This window comes from Flavobacterium sp. MAHUQ-57, from assembly GCF_051908335.1.
GTDB lineage: Bacteria > Bacteroidota > Bacteroidia > Flavobacteriales > Flavobacteriaceae > Flavobacterium.
In genome coordinates this window covers 369,639-391,283 of sequence record NZ_JBPZTE010000007.1, presented here as the reverse complement: position 1 = coordinate 391,283, position 21,645 = coordinate 369,639, and the positions used below count along the sequence as shown (strand labels likewise).

At 36.5% G+C, this 21,645-nt stretch carries 11 protein-coding genes; 10 read left to right on the top strand and 1 reads right to left on the bottom strand.

Annotated elements, in window-relative coordinates; genetic code table 11:
• Positions 1–65: 65 nt before the first annotated feature.
• The 4 genes from rpoB to ACS8MM_RS09790 all read left to right on the top strand — a co-directional run bounded on the left by rpoB (position 66) and on the right by ACS8MM_RS09790 (position 9,262).
• Positions 66–3,878: a DNA-directed RNA polymerase subunit beta gene (gene rpoB / locus ACS8MM_RS09805; RefSeq protein WP_379718983.1), complete on the top strand. Its 3,813-nt coding sequence runs from the start codon at positions 66–68 to the stop codon at positions 3,876–3,878.
• 230 nt (positions 3,879–4,108) lie between these two features.
• Entirely contained in the window at positions 4,109–8,410 is a 4,302-nt protein-coding gene (gene rpoC, locus ACS8MM_RS09800; RefSeq protein WP_379716006.1) for a DNA-directed RNA polymerase subunit beta', read from the top strand.
• A gap of 82 nt (positions 8,411–8,492) precedes the next feature.
• The gene (locus ACS8MM_RS09795; RefSeq protein ID WP_379716003.1) at positions 8,493–8,804 is read left to right on the top strand and encodes a DUF3467 domain-containing protein; all 312 of its coding nucleotides are present in this window, start codon (positions 8,493–8,495) and stop codon (positions 8,802–8,804) included.
• Between the two features lie 5 nt (positions 8,805–8,809).
• Positions 8,810–9,262, top strand: a complete 453-nt coding sequence (locus ACS8MM_RS09790) for a DUF3997 domain-containing protein (protein WP_379716000.1) — start codon at positions 8,810–8,812, stop codon at positions 9,260–9,262.
• Between the two features lie 678 nt (positions 9,263–9,940).
• On the opposite strand, the gene ACS8MM_RS09785 is transcribed toward ACS8MM_RS09790, so the two are convergent.
• Positions 9,941–11,530 (bottom strand): peptide chain release factor 3, encoded by a 1,590-nt coding sequence (locus ACS8MM_RS09785; protein WP_379715997.1) that lies wholly within the window; start codon positions 11,528–11,530, stop codon positions 9,941–9,943.
• Between the two features lie 153 nt (positions 11,531–11,683).
• Between ACS8MM_RS09785 and ACS8MM_RS09780 the strand changes: the two genes are divergently transcribed.
• From ACS8MM_RS09780 to ACS8MM_RS09755, 6 genes are all read left to right on the top strand, one after another.
• Complete coding sequence (locus tag ACS8MM_RS09780; protein ID WP_379715994.1) at positions 11,684–13,660, top strand: peptidylprolyl isomerase; 1,977 nt, start codon at positions 11,684–11,686, stop codon at positions 13,658–13,660.
• A gap of 23 nt (positions 13,661–13,683) precedes the next feature.
• Positions 13,684–15,039 (top strand): peptidylprolyl isomerase, encoded by a 1,356-nt coding sequence (locus ACS8MM_RS09775; RefSeq protein ID WP_379715991.1) that lies wholly within the window; start codon positions 13,684–13,686, stop codon positions 15,037–15,039.
• Between the two features lie 78 nt (positions 15,040–15,117).
• Positions 15,118–16,071, top strand: coding sequence for an AAA family ATPase (locus ACS8MM_RS09770; protein WP_379715988.1), 954 nt, complete (start codon positions 15,118–15,120; stop codon positions 16,069–16,071).
• An 11-nt stretch (positions 16,072–16,082) separates the two neighbouring features.
• Complete coding sequence (locus tag ACS8MM_RS09765) at positions 16,083–17,204, top strand: acyltransferase family protein (RefSeq protein WP_379715985.1); 1,122 nt, start codon at positions 16,083–16,085, stop codon at positions 17,202–17,204.
• 164 nt (positions 17,205–17,368) lie between these two features.
• The gene (locus tag ACS8MM_RS09760; RefSeq protein WP_379715982.1) at positions 17,369–20,140 is read left to right on the top strand and encodes a bifunctional aconitate hydratase 2/2-methylisocitrate dehydratase; all 2,772 of its coding nucleotides are present in this window, start codon (positions 17,369–17,371) and stop codon (positions 20,138–20,140) included.
• A 154-nt stretch (positions 20,141–20,294) separates the two neighbouring features.
• Positions 20,295–21,314 carry an SseB family protein gene (locus ACS8MM_RS09755; protein ID WP_379715979.1) on the top strand — a complete coding sequence of 340 codons (1,020 nt, stop codon included), beginning with the start codon at positions 20,295–20,297 and terminating at the stop codon, positions 21,312–21,314.
• Positions 21,315–21,645: the final 331 nt, after the last annotated feature.

Genomic DNA, 21,645 nt, shown 5'->3' with positions numbered 1-21,645 from the left:
TTGTCTTATTAATTAATTGTGTTTAACACAAAAATTACTTTTTTTTAATCAAAATTTTGTCCATGATGATATTAAATCAGACTGAAAGATTGAATTTTGCCTCGACAAAAAATATTCCTAGCTACCCGGATTTTCTGGATGTTCAGGTTAAGTCGTTTAAGGATTTCTTCCAATTGGAAACTAAATCTGACGAAAGAGGTAATGAAGGTTTATACAACACCTTCATGGAAAATTTCCCAATCACTGACACTCGTAATCAATTCGTTTTAGAATTTCTTGATTACTTTGTTGACCCACCTCGTTACACAATCGAAGAATGTATTGATAGAGGGCTAACGTATAGTGTGCCATTAAAAGCACGTTTGAAACTATACTGTACAGACCCAGAGCACGAAGATTTCGAAACAATTGTGCAAGATGTTTACTTAGGTACAATCCCATACATGACGCCTAGCGGTACTTTCGTAATCAACGGAGCTGAGCGTGTTGTAGTATCTCAGTTACACCGTTCACCAGGTGTGTTCTTTGGACAGTCATTCCACGCAAATGGAACTAAATTGTATTCTGCCCGTGTTATCCCTTTCAAAGGATCATGGATTGAATTCGCTACCGATATCAACAGTGTAATGTACGCTTATATCGATAGAAAGAAAAAATTACCTGTAACAACACTTTTCCGTGCAATTGGTTTTGAGCGTGATAAAGATATCTTAGAAATTTTCGACCTTGCTGAAGAAATCAAAGTTTCTAAATCAGGTTTAAAGAAATATGTTGGAAGAAAATTAGCAGCACGTGTTTTAAATACGTGGCATGAGGATTTCGTTGACGAGGATACTGGAGAAGTAGTATCTATCGAACGTAACGAAATTATCTTAGATCGTGATACGATCTTAGATAAAGATAACGTAGAAGAAATTGTTGAATCAAACGTAAAATCTATCTTATTACATAAAGAAGATTTGAATGCGGCTGATTATTCAATTATCCACAATACATTACAAAAAGACCCTACTAACTCTGAAAAAGAAGCAGTAGAACACATTTACCGTCAGCTACGTAATGCTGAACCGCCTGATGAAGAAACAGCTCGTGGAATTATCGACAAGTTATTCTTCTCAGACCAACGTTACAACCTTGGTGATGTAGGTCGTTATAGAATGAACAAAAAATTAGGTCTTGATATTCCTATGGATAAGCAGGTGCTTACTAAAGAGGATATCATTACTATCGTAAAATATTTGATCGAGTTAATTAACTCTAAAGCTGAAATCGATGATATTGACCACTTATCTAACCGTCGTGTTAGAACAGTTGGTGAACAATTGTCAGCTCAGTTTGGTGTTGGTTTAGCTCGTATGGCGCGTACTATTCGTGAGCGTATGAACGTTCGTGATAATGAGGTGTTTACACCAATTGATTTGATCAACGCGAAGACTTTGTCTTCTGTAATCAACTCTTTCTTTGGTACGAACCAGTTATCTCAATTCATGGATCAAACGAATCCATTAGCGGAGATTACGCACAAACGTCGTTTATCAGCACTTGGACCTGGAGGTTTATCTAGAGAGAGAGCAGGTTTCGAGGTTCGTGACGTTCACTATACGCACTATGGTCGTTTATGTCCGATTGAAACTCCTGAGGGACCAAACATTGGTTTGATTTCATCTCTTGGTGTATATGCTAAAGTTAACGGAATGGGATTCATCGAAACTCCTTACCGTAAAGTAACTAACGGTCAAGTAGATTTAGTTTCTGAACCTATTTACTTAAGCGCTGAAGAAGAAGAAGGAAAAATGATTGCTCAGGCAAACATTGAAATGGATGCTGATGGTAAAATTACTGCTGATAAAGTAATTGCTCGTGAAGAAGGTGACTTCCCGGTTGTTGATCCACATGTGGTTCACTATACTGACGTTGCACCGAATCAGATTGCGTCTATCTCGGCGTCATTGATTCCATTCTTAGAGCATGATGATGCGAACCGTGCGTTGATGGGATCAAACATGATGCGTCAGGCCGTACCATTGTTACGTCCTGAATCTCCAATTGTTGGTACCGGATTAGAACGTCAGGTTGCTTCAGATTCACGTGTATTGATCAATGCTGAAGGAAACGGAACCGTTGAATACGTGGATGCTAACATGATTACTATCAAGTATGAAAGAACAGATGCTGAAAGAGCGGTAAGCTTTGACACGGATGAGAAATCATACAACTTGATTAAATTCAGAAAAACCAACCAAAGTACATCTATCAACTTGAAACCTATCGTAAGAAAAGGTGATAAAGTAACTAAAGGACAAGTACTTTGTGAAGGTTATGCTACGCAAAATGGTGAATTAGCTCTTGGAAGAAACCTTCAAGTAGCGTTCATGCCTTGGAAAGGATACAACTTCGAGGATGCAATCGTAATTTCTGAAAAAGTAGTTCGTGACGATATCTTTACATCAATCCATATTGATGACTATTCGTTGGAAGTTCGTGATACTAAATTAGGTAACGAAGAATTAACGAATGATATTCCTAACGTTTCTGAAGAGGCTACTAAAGACTTGGATGAAAACGGTATGATTAGAATTGGAGCCGAGGTTAAACCTGGCGATATTCTAATCGGTAAAATTACACCTAAAGGAGAATCAGATCCAACTCCTGAAGAGAAGTTATTAAGAGCGATCTTCGGTGATAAAGCAGGTGATGTGAAAGATGCTTCATTGAAGGCTTCTCCTTCTTTACACGGTGTGGTTTTAGATAAAAAATTATTCTCAAGAGCTGTAAAAGACAAACGTAAGCGTTCGCAAGACAAAGACGAATTGGCTGCTCTTGAAATGGAATTCGAAACTAAATTTGTTGAATTAAAAGACAGATTAATCGATAAGTTATTCGTAATCGTTGACGGAAAAACTTCGCAAGGTGTAATGAACGATTTAGGGGAAGAAGTATTACCAAAAGGTAAGAAATACTCTAAAAAGATGTTACAGGCTGTAGAAGACTTCGCTCACTTGACTAAAGGTCAATGGGTAGCTGATGACGAAACTAATGCTATGGTTAATGATTTAATTCACAACTATAAAATTAAATTAAACGACCTTCAAGGGGCGTTACGTCGTGAGAAATTCACTATCACAGTGGGTGACGAGTTACCATCAGGTATCTTGAAATTGGCTAAAGTTTACATCGCTAAGAAACGTAAACTTAAAGTGGGTGATAAAATGGCGGGACGTCACGGTAACAAAGGTATCGTTGCTCGTATCGTTCGTCAAGAGGATATGCCATTCCTTGAGGATGGAACACCGGTAGATATCGTATTGAATCCACTAGGGGTACCTTCTCGTATGAACATCGGTCAGATTTATGAAACAGTACTTGGATGGGCAGGTAAAAAATTAGGTAGAAAGTATGCAACGCCAATTTTTGACGGTGCTTCTCTTGACCAAATTAATGCCTTAACTGACGAAGCTGGAGTTCCAAGATTCGGTCATACTTATCTTTATGATGGTGGTACTGGAGAGCGTTTCCACCAACCGGCTACTGTGGGTGTAATCTACATGTTGAAATTAGGACACATGGTGGATGATAAAATGCACGCACGTTCAATTGGTCCTTACTCGTTGATTACTCAACAACCATTAGGAGGTAAGGCACAATTCGGAGGTCAGCGTTTCGGAGAGATGGAGGTTTGGGCACTTGAAGCATACGGTGCTTCTAGTACACTACGTGAAATCTTAACCGTGAAGTCTGACGACGTAATTGGTAGAGCTAAAACTTACGAAGCAATCGTTAAGGGTGAAACAATGCCAGAACCAGGATTACCTGAATCATTCAATGTATTAATGCATGAATTGAAAGGTCTTGGTTTAGACATCAGATTAGAAGAATAAATAAATTTTCAGTAATCGGTTCCGATTTTTTCGGAACTGATTACTTATTAATTCGAGTTTTTAGGATTTAGCCCCGTAAACCGTTCCGATTTTTTATAAACATTTAGTTTATAATTAGCACTTCAAAAATGTTTTGAAGTTTAGAGAAGTAATCCGAGGTAGTGGAATAATGTTATGAGAACACCACTATAAATCAATTTTTAATTGCAAATAAATCAATAGTAGAAACTATGATGAATAGAAATAAAGATAAAAATACCATTAAGAGATTTGATAAAATTTCGATTGGTTTGGCATCTCCGGAATCTATCTTGGCTGAGTCAAGAGGTGAGGTTTTAAAACCGGAAACTATCAACTATAGAACGCACAAACCTGAACGTGATGGTCTTTTCTGTGAAAGAATTTTCGGTCCGGTAAAAGATTTCGAATGTGCTTGTGGTAAATACAAAAGAATCCGTTATAAAGGAATCGTTTGTGACCGTTGTGGGGTTGAAGTTACCGAGAAGAAAGTACGTCGTGATAGAGTAGGACACATCAATTTAGTTGTGCCTATCGCTCATATCTGGTACTTCCGTTCGTTACCAAACAAAATTGGTTACATCTTAGGTTTGCCGTCTAAGAAATTAGATATGATCATTTACTACGAGCGTTATGTAGTTATCCAAGCGGGTATTGCTAAAAACGCTGAAGGTGAATCATTACAAAAATTAGATTTCCTTACTGAAGAAGAATACTTGAACATTCAGGACTCTCTTCCAATGGAAAACCAATATTTAGATGACCATGATCCAAATAAATTCATCGCTAAAATGGGTGCTGAATGTATCATGGATTTATTAGCTCGTGTTGACTTGGATGCTTTGTCTTACCAATTACGCCACGCTGCTAACAATGAAACATCGAAACAAAGAAAAACTGAAGCATTAAAACGTCTTCAAGTTGTAGAATCTTTCCGTGAAGCGAATAACAACAGAGAGAATCTACCGGAGTGGATGATCTTGAAAGTGATCCCGGTTATTCCACCTGAATTACGTCCGCTAGTGCCTCTAGATGGTGGTCGTTTCGCAACTTCCGATTTGAATGATTTATACCGTCGTGTAATCATCCGTAACAATCGTTTAAAGCGATTAATGGAAATCAAAGCACCTGAAGTAATCTTACGTAACGAAAAACGTATGTTACAGGAAGCTGTGGATTCATTATTCGATAACACTAGAAAAGCTTCTGCTGTTAAAACAGAATCAAACAGACCATTAAAATCATTATCAGATTCATTAAAAGGTAAGCAAGGACGTTTCCGTCAAAACTTATTAGGTAAACGTGTAGATTACTCGGCTCGTTCGGTAATTGTCGTTGGACCAGAATTGAAAATGTATGAGTGTGGTTTACCAAAAGATATGGCTGCTGAATTGTACAAACCTTTCGTGATCCGTAAATTGATCGAAAGAGGTATTGTAAAAACAGTGAAGTCTGCTAAGAAAATCATCGATAAAAAAGAGCCTGTAGTTTGGGATATCCTTGAAAATGTAATCAAAGGTCACCCAGTATTACTAAACCGTGCTCCAACTCTTCACAGATTGGGTATCCAGGCTTTCCAACCTAAATTGATCGAAGGTAAAGCTATCCAGTTGCACCCGTTGACATGTACGGCTTTCAACGCCGATTTCGACGGTGACCAGATGGCGGTTCACTTACCATTAGGACCTGAAGCTATTTTAGAGGCGCAATTATTAATGTTGGCTTCTCACAATATCTTAAACCCTGCAAATGGTGCGCCTATCACGGTTCCTTCTCAGGACATGGTACTTGGTCTATACTATATGACCAAAGAGCGTTTAACAACTCCTGAACTTAAAATTTTAGGTGAAGGTTTAACTTTCTACTCTGCTGAAGAAGTACACATTGCTTTGAATGAAGGTAGATTGGAATTGAATGCTCGTGTGAAAATTAGAGCAAAAGACTTCAACGAAAATGGAGAATTAGTTTATAAAATTATCCAAACTACTGCAGGTAGAGTATTATTCAACGAAGTAGTACCTGAAGCAGCTGGTTATATCAATGAGGTATTAACTAAAAAATCACTTCGTGATATCATCGGAAAAATCCTTGCAGTAACTGATGTTCCTACAACGGCAGCTTTCCTTGACAACATGAAGGATATGGGATATAAGTTCGCATTCAAAGGAGGATTATCATTCTCTTTAGGGGATATTAAAATTCCAGATCAAAAACAATCATTAATTGCTGAGGCTAGAGAGCAAGTAGAGGTAATCTCTATGAACTATAACATGGGTCTTATCACTAATAATGAGCGTTACAATCAGGTTATTGATATCTGGACTTCTGCCAATGCGCAATTAACAGAATTAGCAATGAAAAATATCCGTGAGGACCAACAAGGTTTCAACTCGGTATATATGATGCTTGACTCTGGAGCGCGTGGATCGAAAGAACAGATTCGTCAGTTAACTGGTATGCGTGGTTTGATGGCGAAGCCGAAAAAATCAACTGCTGGTGGTGGTGAAATTATCGAAAACCCGATCTTATCCAACTTTAAGGAAGGTCTATCGATCTTAGAATACTTCATCTCTACGCACGGTGCTCGTAAAGGTCTTGCGGATACGGCGTTAAAAACGGCGGATGCGGGTTACTTAACTCGTCGTTTACATGACGTTGCTCAAGATGTTATCGTAAACCAAGTGGATTGTGGTACTTTAAGAGGTGTGGAAGTAACGGCTTTAAAGAAAAACGAAGAAATCGTTGAATCTTTAGGAGAAAGAATCTTAGGACGTGTTGCATTACAAGATGTAATCAATCCTTTAACTTCTGACGTAATTGTTGCTGCTGGTGAACACATCACTGAAGCAATTGTGAAAGAAATCGAGGAATCTCCACTTGAAAAAGTAGAAGTACGTTCTCCTTTAACTTGTGAGGCTGAAAAAGGTATTTGTGCTAGATGTTACGGACGTAACTTGGCTACAGGTAAGATGACTCAAAAAGGTGAAGCGGTTGGTGTTATTGCAGCACAATCAATTGGTGAGCCGGGTACTCAGTTAACACTTCGTACGTTCCACGTTGGAGGGGTTGCTGGAGGTCTTTCTGAAGAGTCTAGTATCATCGCTAAATTCCCAGGTCGTTTAGAAATCGAAGATTTGAAAACGGTTAAAGGTGAAGATAACGAAGGTAATGTAGTAGATATCGTAATTTCTCGTTCAACTGAATTGAAATTGGTTGATGAGAAAACAGGAATCTTATTAAGTACACACAATATCCCTTACGGTTCAAGTATCTTCGTTACTGATGCACAATCAGTAGCTAAAGGTGATGTAATCTGTAAATGGGACCCTTATAATGGTGTAATTATCTCAGAATTTACTGGAAAAATCGGTTACGAAGATTTAGAACAAGGACAATCGTTCATGGTTGAAATCGATGAGCAAACTGGTTTCCAAGAAAAAGTAATCTCTGAAGGTAGAAATAAAAAGTTAATCCCAACTTTACATATCTATGGTAAAGACGGTGAATTAATCAGAACATACAACTTACCGGTAGGTGCTCACCTTATGGTAGAAGATGGTGAGAAAATTAAAGCAGGTAAAATTTTAGTAAAAATCCCTCGTCGTTCTTCGAAAGCAGGCGATATCACCGGAGGTTTACCAAGAATTACCGAGTTGCTAGAGGCTCGTAATCCTTCTAACCCAGCTGTAGTTTCTGAAATCGACGGTGTTGTGTCTTTCGGTAAAATCAAAAGAGGTAACCGTGAAATCGTTATCGAATCTAAATTTGGTGAAATCAAGAAATACTTGGTGAAATTATCAAACCAAATCTTAGTACAAGAAAATGACTTCGTTAGAGCGGGTATGCCACTTTCTGATGGTGCTATCACTCCGGAAGATATCTTAAGAATTCAAGGTCCAGCTGCTGTTCAACAGTACTTGGTAAACGAAATTCAAGAGGTATACCGTTTACAAGGGGTAAAAATTAACGATAAACACTTCGAGGTGGTTATCCGTCAAATGATGCGTAAAGTTCAGGTTCAAGATCCTGGAGATACGTTATTCCTTGAAGAACAATTAATTCATACGAAAGATTTCATTTCTGAAAATGATAAATTATACGGAATGAAAGTCGTGGAAGATGCAGGTGACTCTGTGAACCTTAAACCAGGTCAGATTGTTACTGCACGCGAATTACGTGATGAAAACTCATTGCTAAAACGTGAAGATAAAAACTTAGTTTCTGCTCGTGATGTAATCACAGCTACTGCGACTCCAATACTTCAAGGTATTACAAGAGCATCGTTACAAACTAAATCATTCATCTCTGCGGCATCGTTCCAGGAAACTACTAAAGTATTGAACGAAGCTGCTGTTGCAGGTAAGGTAGATACATTAGAAGGTCTTAAAGAAAATGTAATTGTAGGTCACAGAATCCCAGCCGGTACAGGTATGAGAGACTACGATAACACAATTGTAGGTTCTAAAGAAGAGTATGATGAGTTAATGATTACTAAAGAAGAATATAATTATTAATAATTAATTTTTCTGACTATATTTATAAAGCCTAACAGTATCTTTACTGTTAGGTTTTTTTTAATGTTTAAATGTAGAAATAATGAACAATCCAATCAATCCGGAAGGACAAATCAATATCGAGTTAGATGAAGCTACAGCAGAAGGAATTTACTCGAATTTAGCGATTATCAACCACTCAAATACTGAGTTTGTCATAGATTACATCAATATCATGCCGGGTGTGCCAAAGGCAAAAGTAAAATCAAGAATTATCTTAACACCACAACACGCAAAACGCCTAGTAAAAGCCTTGGCTGAAAACATCAGCCGTTTTGAAAATGCACATGGCGAAATCAAAGAAGTGGAACAAGCTCCTATTCCGTTGAATTTCGGTCCTACCGGACAAGCATAGTAAATATGGTCAAAATAAAATATATTGTTCTAACTTGTTTTGTCATTGTAATTTTGACTGGATTTTTTCTTTTTAAAAGAATCCCTTTTGGTCCCGGAATTTATGATTTTACGAAGGAGGTTACAGGAGATTATGTTTTATATAGAACGTCGTCAAATAGTGTTTTTATAGCGCCTGAAGATGGATGGAACGATGAAATTCCCACGATTCCTGAGAAAGTAATAAGATTGAATGATTATAATGATTTTATTATTGCAGAGAGGCAGGAATTAAAACCAAGAAAATTGGATAGTAATGATAGTTACATGATTCCTGACGAATCAAAAATAAGTTATTGTATACTTGATACTGACAAGAAATATGTTCTTAAGAACTTAAACAAGAATCAATTTAAAAGGAAGTTGGATTCTCTTGGAATTCCAAATCAAATTGAATTAATTGATATTTATGAATATTAAAAAAGCGACCAATCGGTCGCTTTTTATTTGTTGTACTATTTTTATTGTTGACTGAATAGTAAAAGTTGTTAAGCTTCCAGTAACTCTTGTTAGGCCTCGTGTAAGCATTGTAAGGCCTTATGTATTTATTGTTAAGCCTTGTGTAAGCATTGTTAGGCTTTATGTATTTATTGTTAAGCCTTGTGTAAAGTTGGTTAAACTTTGTACACTGATTGTTAGAACTCTGGTAAAGATTGTTAATCCATGTGTACTTATTGTTAGGCCTTGTGCGCTTTACATTAAAGCTTGTTCACTTTACGTTGTGTCTTGTGTAAAGAGCGTTATGCTTTGTGTATTGGGCGTTATGCCTCGTGTAAAGAGTGTTGTACTTCATGTATCAGGTGTTGGTTCTTGTGTAAATGGTGTTGGGCTTTGTGTAAAGAGCGTTACGTCTTGTGTAAAAAGTGTTAGGCGTTGTGTGTTTGGTGTTGAAGCAGGTGTATTTAGTGTTAAGATGTAGGTACCGATAGTTAAATGCTAATTTCTAAAAAGAAAAAAGACAATGCATTGTAATAACAAAACATTGTCTCTTATTTAAAATGATATAGTAATGATTTATCAAATCGATTGTTTTACTGAAGGCTCTTGGGTAGTAAGTGAACTACTAACAACAAACAATAAACCATCAACAACAAACCTTTACTCAAACTCCGATGTAAAGAACAACTTCACACTCGGATATTTGCTCTGTGTCATCTGAATTGAGAAGTCTGAATCGGCTAAGAAAACCAATTGCCCGTACTTATCTTTCGCTAAAAACTTTTGTTTGATACGTTTGAATTCAGCAAACTCTTCATTTTTAGGATCCTCAGGTTTTACCCAACAGGCTTTAAATGCAGGGAAGTTCTCATACGTACATTTAGCACCATATTCATGTTCTAAACGGTACTGAATTACTTCATACTGTAAAGCTCCAACAGTTCCGATTACTTTTCGGTTGTTCATTTCCAATGTAAATAGCTGTGCTACTCCTTCATCCATCAACTGATCAACTCCTTTTTCCAATTGCTTGGCTTTTAACGGATCGGCATTATTGATATAACGGAAATGCTCCGGAGAGAAACTTGGAATTCCTTTGAAACTCATTTGTTCGCCTTCGGTTAATGTATCTCCAATCTTGAAGTTCCCAGTATCATGTAATCCTACAATATCTCCAGGGTAAGAGATGTCTACAATTTCTTTCTTTTCCGCAAAAAAGGCATTCGGACTCGAGAATTTTAAATTCTTTCCTTGTCTAACATGCAAATACGGTTTGTTTCTTTCAAAGGTTCCCGATACAATTTTTACGAAAGCCAAACGGTCTCTGTGTTTCGGATCCATATTCGCATGTATCTTAAACACAAATCCAGAAAATTTGTTTTCATCTGGTTTCACTTCGCGTGTGTCCGAATCTTTTGGACGAGGTGTTGGTGCAATGTCAACAAAACAATCCAATAATTCGCGAACGCCAAAATTGTTCAATGCTGAACCAAAGAATACGGGTTGTAATTGTCCAGCCAAATAGGCCTCTCTGTCAAATGGAGGGTATACTTCATTGATCAATTCTAACTCTTCACGTAATTTAGTAGCAGGTTTTTCACCAATGATTTTCTCTAATTCTGGACTGTTAACATCTTCAAACGCAATGGTTTCTTCAATGTTTTTTCGGCTGTCTCCCTCAAACAAGTTGATGTTCTTCTCCCAAATGTTGTAAATGCCTTGGAAATCATAACCCATTCCAATAGGAAAACTTAACGGAGTCACATGAAGACCTAATTTCTTTTCCACTTCATCCATCAAATCAAACGCGTCTTTACCTTCACGGTCTAATTTGTTGATGAAAACAATGATAGGAATATGACGCATACGACATACTTCCACCAATTTCTCCGTCTGTTCCTCAACCCCTTTGGCAACGTCTACTACAACAATTACACTGTCAACAGCTGTCAATGTTCTGAATGTATCTTCAGCAAAATCTTTGTGACCAGGAGTATCAAGAATGTTGATTTTCTTGTCCTTATAATTGAATGCTAATACGGAAGTCGCTACCGAGATACCTCTCTGGCGCTCAATTTCCATGAAATCGGAAGTGGCGCCTTTTTTAATTTTGTTGCTCTTTACCGCTCCGGCTTCCTGAATGGCACCTCCAAATAAAAGCAACTTTTCAGTCAAAGTGGTTTTACCTGCATCGGGGTGCGATATAATACCGAAAGTTCTTCGGCGTTGTATTTCTTTTATAAAACTCATAATATCATTCTAAAATCGATTGCAAAAGTACTATTTTTCGTTAATAATTTTTTGTTAATACACGTTATTATAGTTGGATAATATAACCGAATTGCTATTTTTGTTCGTTATTAAAAAAACCAACCCCAAAATAGCCTCATTAAATTAAGGAATATGAAGTTTAATACATTAATTTTAAGTTTATTCTTAGGTGTCAATACGCTCTCTTTTGCACAAGAAATAAAAAAAGAAGTATTGTTTACCATCGATGATAAACCTTATTATACTGACGAATTTTCAAGAGTTTACAACAAGAATATTGATCTGGTAAAAGATGAGTCGCAAAAAGATTTGGATCAATATTTGGAACTTTTTGTGGGGTATAAGTTGAAAATTAACAAAGCCAATAAATTAGGATTACAAAATGATCCGAAATATATCAACGAATTGAAATCGTACCGAAATCAATTGGCTAAAAATTATACTTCAGATTCTAAAGTTACCAAAGCATTACTTGATGAAGCCTATGCAAGAATGCAGAAAGAAATAAGAGCATCTCATATTTTGGTTATGGTTGATGAAAATGCTCTGCCAGCAGATTCATTGAAAGCCTATAATCAAATACTTGATATCAGAAAAAGAGCGTTATCTGGAGAAAAGTTTGAAGATTTAGCTATTAAATATTCCCAGGATCCTTCTGCTAAGGAAAACCAAGGAGATTTAGGGTATTTTTCTGCTTTCCGAATGGTATACCCTTTTGAGAGTGCTGCGTTTAAAACGCCTAAAGGCGAAATTTCAATGCCGGTGAGAACGAAATTTGGGTATCACCTAGTGAAAGTTTCGGATATTCGCGATAATAGGGGTGAAATTACCGTGGCGCATATCATGATTATGAAACCAAAACCAACAGGCAACGAAACTGTCGATGCTGAAAAAGCAAAAACAACAATTAACGATATTTATACGAAATTAAAGCAAGGTGAAAAATTTGAAAGCCTTGCAGCACAGTTTTCTGAAGATAAAAATTCTGGTCCTAGAGGTGGTGTTTTACCAAAATTTGGTTCTGGTCAGTTAAGTTCTGAAGAATTCGAAAATGTAGCTTTCGGTCTAAAAAACAATGGTGATTTTTCAGAGCCAATTGAAACGCAATTCGGATGGCATATTGTCAAATTAATTGAAAAGCATCCAATACAAAAGCTGGAAGAAATGCAGCGTGATTTGGAAAGCAAAATTCGTAGAGACGAACGTTCTCGTTTAATTGTCAATTCATTGAATGCAAAGTTGCGCAAAAAATATTCAGTTAAAAGAGACGATAAGCTATATAAGCAAGTGAAAGCTACAGTAAACGATGCGTATTACGAAGGGAAGTGGACTTTGCCTGCAAATAATAAGGATTTTGACAAAGAATTGGTAAAAATTCAAGACAAGCCTGTAAAAGCAAGTGTGTTTTTGTCTGAATTGGAAACGCAACAAAAGGCCAATCTTACGATCAAACCAATCGGAAATTTAGTGGATCATTGTTATCAAAAATTCATCGATGACCAATTGAATGTTTACTATAACGATAATCTTGAAAAAGAATTCCCTGAGTTTGATCATATCGTGGAAGAATATAGAGATGGTTTGCTGCTTTTCGATCTAATGGAAAAAGAAATCTGGAATAAAGCAAAACAAGATACTATTGGATTGAAAGATTTCTTCGTTAAAAATGGTGCTAAATATCAGTGGAAAAACAGGGTTGACGTTATTGTTGCTTCTTCAACAAAGGCTGATATCGCTAAAAAAGCACAAAAAATGTTACAGTCTGATGCAACAGTTGATGCGATAAAAGAAAAATTAAACACCAAAGAGGTTGTCAATATCATGACAAAACAGGAAACTGCCGAGGAAGGAAACGAGTATTTTCCTAAAAATGTACAATTCAAAACAGGAGTCTCTGATGTCTATAAAGACGGCGACTTTTACTTCGTAAATAAAGTAGTGAAAGTGATTCCCGGCGGACCAAAAACATTGGAAGAAACAAAAGGTAGGGTAATCAACGATTACCAACAGTTTTTAGAAGACAATTGGGTTTCCGAATTGCGAAAAGAATTTAAAATTACAATAAATCAAGAAGTTTTTCAAAGGTTAAAAATAGCCATGAAAAAATAATTAATGCCAATAAATAAAATAAGATGAAATTTTTAAACTTTAAATGTAATGTAATCGTCGCAACGTTGTTGATGGCTTTTGGGGTTTCTGCTCAAAAAACAAAGGTTGATGGAGTAGTAGGAGTTGTAGGAGATTATGTCATTTTGGATTCTGATATTGACAAAACCTACTTGGAATTAAAACAACAAGGTGTTGAAGTGGGAAACATAACGCGATGCGAAATGTTAGGGAAACTACTGGAAGATAAATTGTATGCACATCAGGCAATTCAAGATAGTATCGTTGTTACCGATGCGGAAGTCAATGAAAAATTGGATGAAAAGTATGGCTATATGGTTGAACAATTAGGATCCGAAGAAAAAGTAGTACAGTATTTCAAAAAATCAAGCGTTGAAGATTTGAAGGTAGAACTTTTTGATATCATCAAAATGGGGAAGCTTACTTCAGAAATGCAACGAAAAATTATCAATGAAATAACAATTACTCCTGAGGAAGTACGTGACTTTTATAAAAAAATTCCAAAAGAGGAATTGCCTGTTTTTGGAGCTGAAATGGAAGTCGCTCAAATTGTAGTAAAGCCAGTAATTTCAAAAGAGGCCGAGCAACAAGTAATTGATCAATTGAAAGGCTTTAAAAAAGATATTCTTGAAAATGGAGCTAGTTTTTTCAGTAAAGCTGTTTTATACACAGAAGATGAAGGATCAAGATCAACAGGCGGTTTGTATAAAATGAACCGAAAAACACAGTTTGTTAAAGAATTCAAAGATGTTGCATTTAGCTTGCAAGAAGGTGAAATTTCTGAGCCATTTAAAACTGAATTTGGATACCACATTATTTTTCTAGAAAAAGTTAGAGGACAGGAAATCGATGTAAGACATATTTTGATTAAGCCAAAAGTTTCAAATGAAGCAATGAAAGCGGCTAAAGAAAAAATTGATCTAATCAGAACAAGAATTTTAAACAAGGAAATTACTTTTGCCGAAGCAGCACGTAAACTATCTGATGAAAAAGAAACACGTAACGACGGTGGTGTTTTGACGAATCCTAGAACTCAAGATTCTCGTTTTGAATTGACAAAAATGGATCCGTCTTTGTATGGTATTGTTGCTAATTTAAAAGACGGAGAAGTTTCTTTGCCTATCGTTGATGAAGAACGCTCTGGTGGTAAATTTTACAAAATCATGACGGTAGCTAATCGTTTTGATGAGCATACTGCAGACTACTCGAAAGATTATGGTCGTCTTAAAGAATTGGCATTAAAAGAAAAACAAATCAAAGCCATTGCAAAATGGACAGAAGAGAAGATCAAGGAAACCTACATCAAAATCAATGGGGAATACCGCGATTGTGCTTTTACCAATAATTGGCTGAAAAAATAAATATTTTAGTATTTCAGAGAAAAGAGTTAGTTTTATGAATTCATAAACTAACTCTTTTTAATTTAAATATATTCCAAGATGTCTGACGTTGCTGCGATTCAAAACCTAGTTCAAAAACAAAAAGAGCTCAAAGAAGAAATTTCAAAAATTATTGTTGGCCAAGAAGAAGTTGTAAACCAAATTATACTTAGTATTTTCTCTGGAGGACATGCGTTATTAGTTGGTGTTCCCGGATTAGCGAAAACATTAATGGTTAATACGATTTCTCAAGCATTGGGATTGGATTTTAAACGCATTCAGTTTACACCCGATTTGATGCCTTCCGATATTTTAGGAAGCGAAATATTAGATGAAAACAGAACATTCAAATTCATCAAAGGTCCTATATTTTCCAATATTATTTTAGCGGATGAGATCAACCGTACGCCGCCAAAAACGCAAGCTGCATTACTTGAAGCTATGCAGGAAAAAGCGGTGACAATTGCCGGACATCATTATAAACTAGATTTGCCATTCTTTGTGTTGGCAACACAAAACCCTATCGAGCAGGAAGGAACCTATCCTTTGCCTGAGGCGCAATTGGATCGTTTTATGTTTGCTATAAAATTAGATTATCCTTCTTTCGCTGAGGAAGTTCAAGTAGTGAAAAGCACAACAGCCGATTTTTCTGCAACGATTAATCCGTTGTTCAAAGCGCAGGAAATTATTGATTTTCAGCATTTGATTCGTCGTATACCCGTTGCTGATAATGTAATTGAATATGCGGTGGCCTTGGTGTCTAAAACACGCCCTGATAATCCTTTAGCTACAGATTTTATTAAAAATTACTTGGATTGGGGTGCCGGACCACGTGCTTCGCAAAATTTAATATTAGCAGCTAAAACGCATGCAGCATTGAATGGAAAGTTTTCTCCGGATATAGAAGATGTGCAAGCTGTTGCCATAGGTATTCTTCGACACCGAATCATCAAAAATTATAAGGCAGACGCGGAAGGTATTTCGGAAGAAGCAATTATTAAAAAATTGTTTTAGAGTCAAACGAAATGTTTGGTTTAAACATTGATTTGTCCAAAAGAAATCCGGGACTGGATTTAGCCAGAACTGTGGCTATCACTTTGGTGGTTTTTGCGCATACTTTATGGATTAGTAATCATTATCCGCCGCTAGTGAGTTGGCTAATGCAGCTGAGTGGTACAATCGGTGTGGAGATTTTTTTTATTATCAGTGGTTTTCTGATTGGTAAAATCGTGATGCGGTTAATTCATGAGGATGATTTCTCAATACAATCGATCTTTTTGTTCCTGAAAAGAAGATGGTATCGTACCCTTCCCAACTATTATTTTGTGCTCTTCTTGAATCTGGTGCTTTGGTATGTGATTTACCAAAAAATTCCGGAAAAGCTGCTATTGTACTTTGTATACCTTCAGAATTTTACCAAAACCTCTCCCGATTTTTACCGTGTAGCGTGGAGTCTTTCTGTCGAACAGTTTTGCTATATCATTGGCCCATTTACACTATTTTTCTTAATTCGCCTTTTTCCAAATAAGAAGCGGTCACTCCTTTTCTTATGGATGAGTCTGTTTATTATAACTGTATTTTTCTTCGTGAGAATGTATTATCATTTCCATAATGATACGACGTCTATTTATGATTGGAATGAAAATTTACGTAAGGTTTCCATTTATCGTTTGGATGCTATTTACTACGGTTTTGTACTCTTTTATTTTTATAGCAAAAGAGAAATAACGAAAAAGTGGGATAGTATTTTGTTTGTAATCGGATTTATTGGCGTCTTTGTACTCCATATTTTTCTCTTTGCCATTGGAGTTAAAGTTGAAAATACTCCCTTCTTTTTTGATGTCTTGTATTTGCCTCTTAATTCAGTCGCTATCTGTTTGACGATTCCGTATTTGACGCGTCTCAAGATGAAACCAAGTTTTGGATTGAAATGGGTAACGTTAATCAGTTTGTTGGCGTATAGTATTTATTTACTGCACTATACAGTAATTCTGCATGCCATGAAAACTATTTATCCTTCCGATAATCTCAAAGGAACCGCTTTGTGGATATATACTTTGGTCTATTGGGGAATTGTAGTTTCTTTTTCCTATATTTTATACCGATTTTTCGAAAAACCTATGACGAATCTTAGGGAGAAAAATTAATATTCTGTCAATAATATTTCGGTTAATTTGAATTTTCGCAAAAAATCAATCACCAGACTATGCTTTTCGTAAATTATTACAACTGAATAACTTATTTGATTGAAAAATTTTCAACCGAAAATCCAATTTTGTAAATTTGTGCAACAAAAAATAAAACTTCTAAAATGAACATTTATAACGACTACATTAAAGAAATTGAAGAGCGTAAAGTTCAAGGGCTTCACCCAAAACCAATTGATGGAGCTGAACTAGTAAGCGAAATTATCACTCAAATTAAAGATACAAATAACCCAAATAGAGAAGATTCTCTTAAGTTTTTTATCTACAATACATTGCCAGGGACTACTCCGGCGGCAGGTGTGAAAGCTGCATTCTTAAAAGAAATTATTTTAGGCGAAGCAACTGTAGCTGAAATTACTCCAGCTTTTGCTTTCGAATTGTTATCGCATATGAAAGGTGGACCATCAATCATTGCATTGTTGGACTTGGCTTTAGGAAACGATGAAGCTATCGCTAAACAAGCGGCTGAGGTGTTAAAAACGCAAGTATACTTGTACGATGCCGATATGGATCGTTTGAAAGTAGCTTATGAAGCGGGTAACACTGTGGCAAAAGAAATCTTAGAAAGCTATGCTAAAGCGGAGTTTTTTACCAAACTGCCTGAAGTAACCGAAGAAATCAAAGTAGTAACTTTCATCGCTGGTGAAGGTGATATTTCAACTGACTTATTATCTCCGGGTAACCAAGCACACTCGCGTTCAGACCGTGAATTACACGGGAAGTGTATGATTACGCCTGAAGCTCAAGAAGAAATCAAAGCGTTACAAGCGCAACATCCTGACAAATCAGTAATGTTGATTGCTGAAAAAGGAACGATGGGTGTAGGTTCTTCTCGTATGTCAGGGGTTAATAACGTAGCGCTTTGGACAGGTAAACAAGCAAGTCCTTATGTGCCTTTCGTGAACATTGCTCCAATTGTGGGTGGAACAAATGGTATTTCGCCAATTTTCTTAACTACAGTTGACGTAACGGGTGGTATCGGAATCGACCTTAAAAACTGGGTAAAGAAAACGGATGCTAACGGTGAAGTAGTTCGCGATGAAAACGGTGAGCCGGTTTTAGAGCAAAAATACTCTGTTGCAACAGGTACTGTTTTAACAATCAATACAAAATCAAAAAAATTATACAATGGTGATCAAGAGTTAATCGATATCTCAAGATCATTCACGCCACAAAAAATGGAATTTATCAAAGCAGGTGGTTCTTACGCTATCGTTTTTGGTAAAAAATTACAAACATTTGCTGCTAAAACATTAGGAATCGATGCACCTCTTGTATACGCGCCATCAAAAGAGATTCACAACGAAGGACAAGGATTGACTGCAGTTGAGAAAATCTTCAACCGTAACGCTGTAGGTACAATTTCTAAAAAAGTATTACACGCTGGTTCTGACGTTCGTGTAACGGTAAACATCGTAGGTTCTCAAGATACTACAGGTTTAATGACGGCGCAGGAGTTAGAATCGATGGCAGCAACGACGATTTCTCCAATTGTGGACGGTGCGTACCAATCAGGATGTCACACGGCTTCGGTTTGGGATAAAAAAGCACAAACTAACATTCCGAAATTAATGAAATTCATGAACGATTTCGGATTGATTACAGCTCGTGACCCTAAAGGAGTGTATCACTCAATGACAGACGTTATCCACAAAGTATTGAACGATATTACGGTTGATGATAGAGCAATCATTATTGGTGGTGACTCACATACACGTATGTCTAAAGGTGTGGCTTTCGGTGCCGACTCAGGTACGGTGGCGTTAGCGTTAGCAACGGGTGAAGCTTCAATGCCAATTCCAGAATCGGTTAAAGTAACCTTCAAAGGGGAAATGAAATCATACATGGATTTCCGTGATGTAGTTCATGCTACGCAAGCACAAATGTTACACCAATTTGGTGGCGAAAATGTATTCCAAGGTAGAATCATCGAAGTTCACATTGGTACATTAACTGCGGATCAAGCGTTTACATTTACGGATTGGACGGCTGAAATGAAAGCAAAAGCGTCGATCTGTATTTCAGAAGATGAAACTTTAATCGAATCATTGGAAATTGCAAAAGGCAGAATCCAAATCATGATCGATAAAGGTATGGATAACGCAACTCAAGTATTACAAGGATTAATCGACAAAGCAAACCAACGTATTGCGGAAATCAGATCAGGCGAAGAGCCTGCGTTACGTCCGGATGCGAATGCAAAATACTATGCTGAGGTTGTAGTGGATCTAGATGTTATTGCTGAACCAATGATTGCCGATCCAGATGTAAACAATGCAGATGTTTCTAAACGTTATACACACGATACAATTCGTCCATTGTCTTTCTACGGAGGAACTAAAACCGTTGATTTAGGTTTCATCGGATCGTGTATGGTACACAAAGGCGATATGAAAATCTTGGCACAAATGCTTAAGAATATCGAGGCTCAAAATGGTAAAGTGGAATTCAAAGCACCTCTTGTGGTGGCTCCTCCAACGTATAACATCGTAGACGAGTTAAAAGCAGAAGGCGACTGGGAAGTATTACAAAAATACTCTGGTTTCGAATTCGATGACAACGCACCTAAAGCTGCAGCTCGTACTGAGTACGAAAACATGTTGTACTTAGAGCGTCCAGGTTGTAACTTGTGTATGGGTAACCAGGAAAAAGCAGCTAAAGGAGATACGGTTATGGCAACATCAACACGTTTGTTTCAAGGACGTGTAGTAGAAGACTCTGCTGAGAAAAAAGGAGAATCATTATTGTCTTCTACACCAGTTGTAGTATTATCAACAATCTTGGGTAGAACTCCTAATATCGAAGAATACACTGCAGCAGTGGAAGGAATCAACTTGACGAAGTTTGCGCCTTCACACAAATTATTAGTGAAATAATTTTAGTACATAAATAGCAAAACCCGAGTGAAAGCTCGGGTTTTTTGTAATATATAATAGAATAATGAACATGGTTTCCTTTTGTTTATTATTGATGTTTATAAAAATAGTTTACCATAAATTTTTATATTTAGGAATGCCAAAACAATACTAGATGGGATTATTTGATATATTTAAGAAAAAGAAGACCGATTTAACATTTCCCGAAAATGAGTTGGAAAAATGTTTATTGCAGGCAAGTTCAGATACAAGAGCTCAAAAGGCTTTTTATCAAAAGTTATTATGGAATCAATTATTTGTTTTGACGGCAGATAACCCCGGTCAAGTTCAAGAATCTAGTGGATCAGATGAAAATATAAAAGTACAGTTTGTGACTTTTGATGACGGGAAAATACCCGTATTTACTTCGACTAATAGGATTTTTGATAAAGGTATTATTAAAGATGAGGTGAGTTATTTAAGTTTGCAAGGTCAAGTTTTATTTGAGATTACAAAGGGAGTTACTTTTGTGTTAAACCCCTATTCTGAATACTGGAAAGAATTAATTCCAGAAGAAATTGAGAGTATCATGAATGGAACTATCTATGACGAGATAGATAAATTTGAACTTGAAAATAAAAAATACCAAGAGATAAATGAAATTTTTGAGAGAGCTAAAAAAAGACAAGAAGGACTAATCATACTTGATGGTTACAAAATAAAAAAATTGGAAGAATCTCATAAGCTGAGACTCGAAGAGTCAATAAATGATTTTCAAAAATGCATTGCAATTTTCCCTGAACATTGGCAAAGCATGTTTTTAATGGCGAAATCATTACAGCGTTTAGAAAGACATTCTGAGGCTTTTGAACAATTGGAAGCGGCTTTCAAAATCGAATTGGAAAATCATGCGATTCCATTGGAAGCTTCATTGGAAGCCATGCATCTTAAAGATACTGATGCAGCTTTATATTATTCGGGAGAAGCTTTAAAGAGAAGTTCAAATGATTATGCAGTAATGGGAAATCATGCAATGAATTTGCTACTTGCCTATAAGGATAACGAAGCGAAAGATATGATTGAAAAAGCCATTAAAATTCACCCCAATGATTCAGTAAATAAAAATATTAAATCAATTGTTGAAGATGTTATTTTAGGTAAACGTAAGAGACCAACTTTCGAAGATGCAATATAATTAAACCAATACTAACCCCGCTACACAAAGTCTCCTGACTTTGAGTCCTTCTCTGATACATTTGTCTCGTTCGTGAAACATTCATTTGATAAATAGGTTGTTCGGTTCCTCAAAGTCGAGAAATCGAAAATTTGATTTAGACAGACTTTGAGTAGCAAGTTGAGTACACCGCAGCAGTAGAAGGAATTAACTTGACGAAGTTTTCGCCTTCTCACAAGTTATAGGTAAAATAATAGTTCTGTACATAAATAAGAAAACCCGAGTGAAAGCTCGGGTTTTTTGTTGGATTACTATTTGTAAGGTTTAGCTATATTTACACTGATTTGATAGT

Bases quoted from the DNA above. Each gene is read 5' to 3' on its own strand.
- rpoB (WP_379718983.1), top strand. From the start codon at position 66: ATGATATTAAATCAGACTGAAAGATTGAATTTTGCCTCGACAAAAAAT.
- rpoC (WP_379716006.1), top strand. From the start codon at position 4,109: ATGATGAATAGAAATAAAGATAAAAATACCATTAAGAGATTTGATAAA.
- ACS8MM_RS09795 (WP_379716003.1), top strand. From the start codon at position 8,493: ATGAACAATCCAATCAATCCGGAAGGACAAATCAATATCGAGTTAGAT.
- ACS8MM_RS09790 (WP_379716000.1), top strand. From the start codon at position 8,810: ATGGTCAAAATAAAATATATTGTTCTAACTTGTTTTGTCATTGTAATT.
- ACS8MM_RS09785 (WP_379715997.1), bottom strand. From the start codon at position 11,530: ATGAGTTTTATAAAAGAAATACAACGCCGAAGAACTTTCGGTATTATA.
- ACS8MM_RS09780 (WP_379715994.1), top strand. From the start codon at position 11,684: ATGAAGTTTAATACATTAATTTTAAGTTTATTCTTAGGTGTCAATACG.
- ACS8MM_RS09775 (WP_379715991.1), top strand. From the start codon at position 13,684: ATGAAATTTTTAAACTTTAAATGTAATGTAATCGTCGCAACGTTGTTG.
- ACS8MM_RS09770 (WP_379715988.1), top strand. From the start codon at position 15,118: ATGTCTGACGTTGCTGCGATTCAAAACCTAGTTCAAAAACAAAAAGAG.
- ACS8MM_RS09765 (WP_379715985.1), top strand. From the start codon at position 16,083: ATGTTTGGTTTAAACATTGATTTGTCCAAAAGAAATCCGGGACTGGAT.
- ACS8MM_RS09760 (WP_379715982.1), top strand. From the start codon at position 17,369: ATGAACATTTATAACGACTACATTAAAGAAATTGAAGAGCGTAAAGTT.
- ACS8MM_RS09755 (WP_379715979.1), top strand. From the start codon at position 20,295: ATGGGATTATTTGATATATTTAAGAAAAAGAAGACCGATTTAACATTT.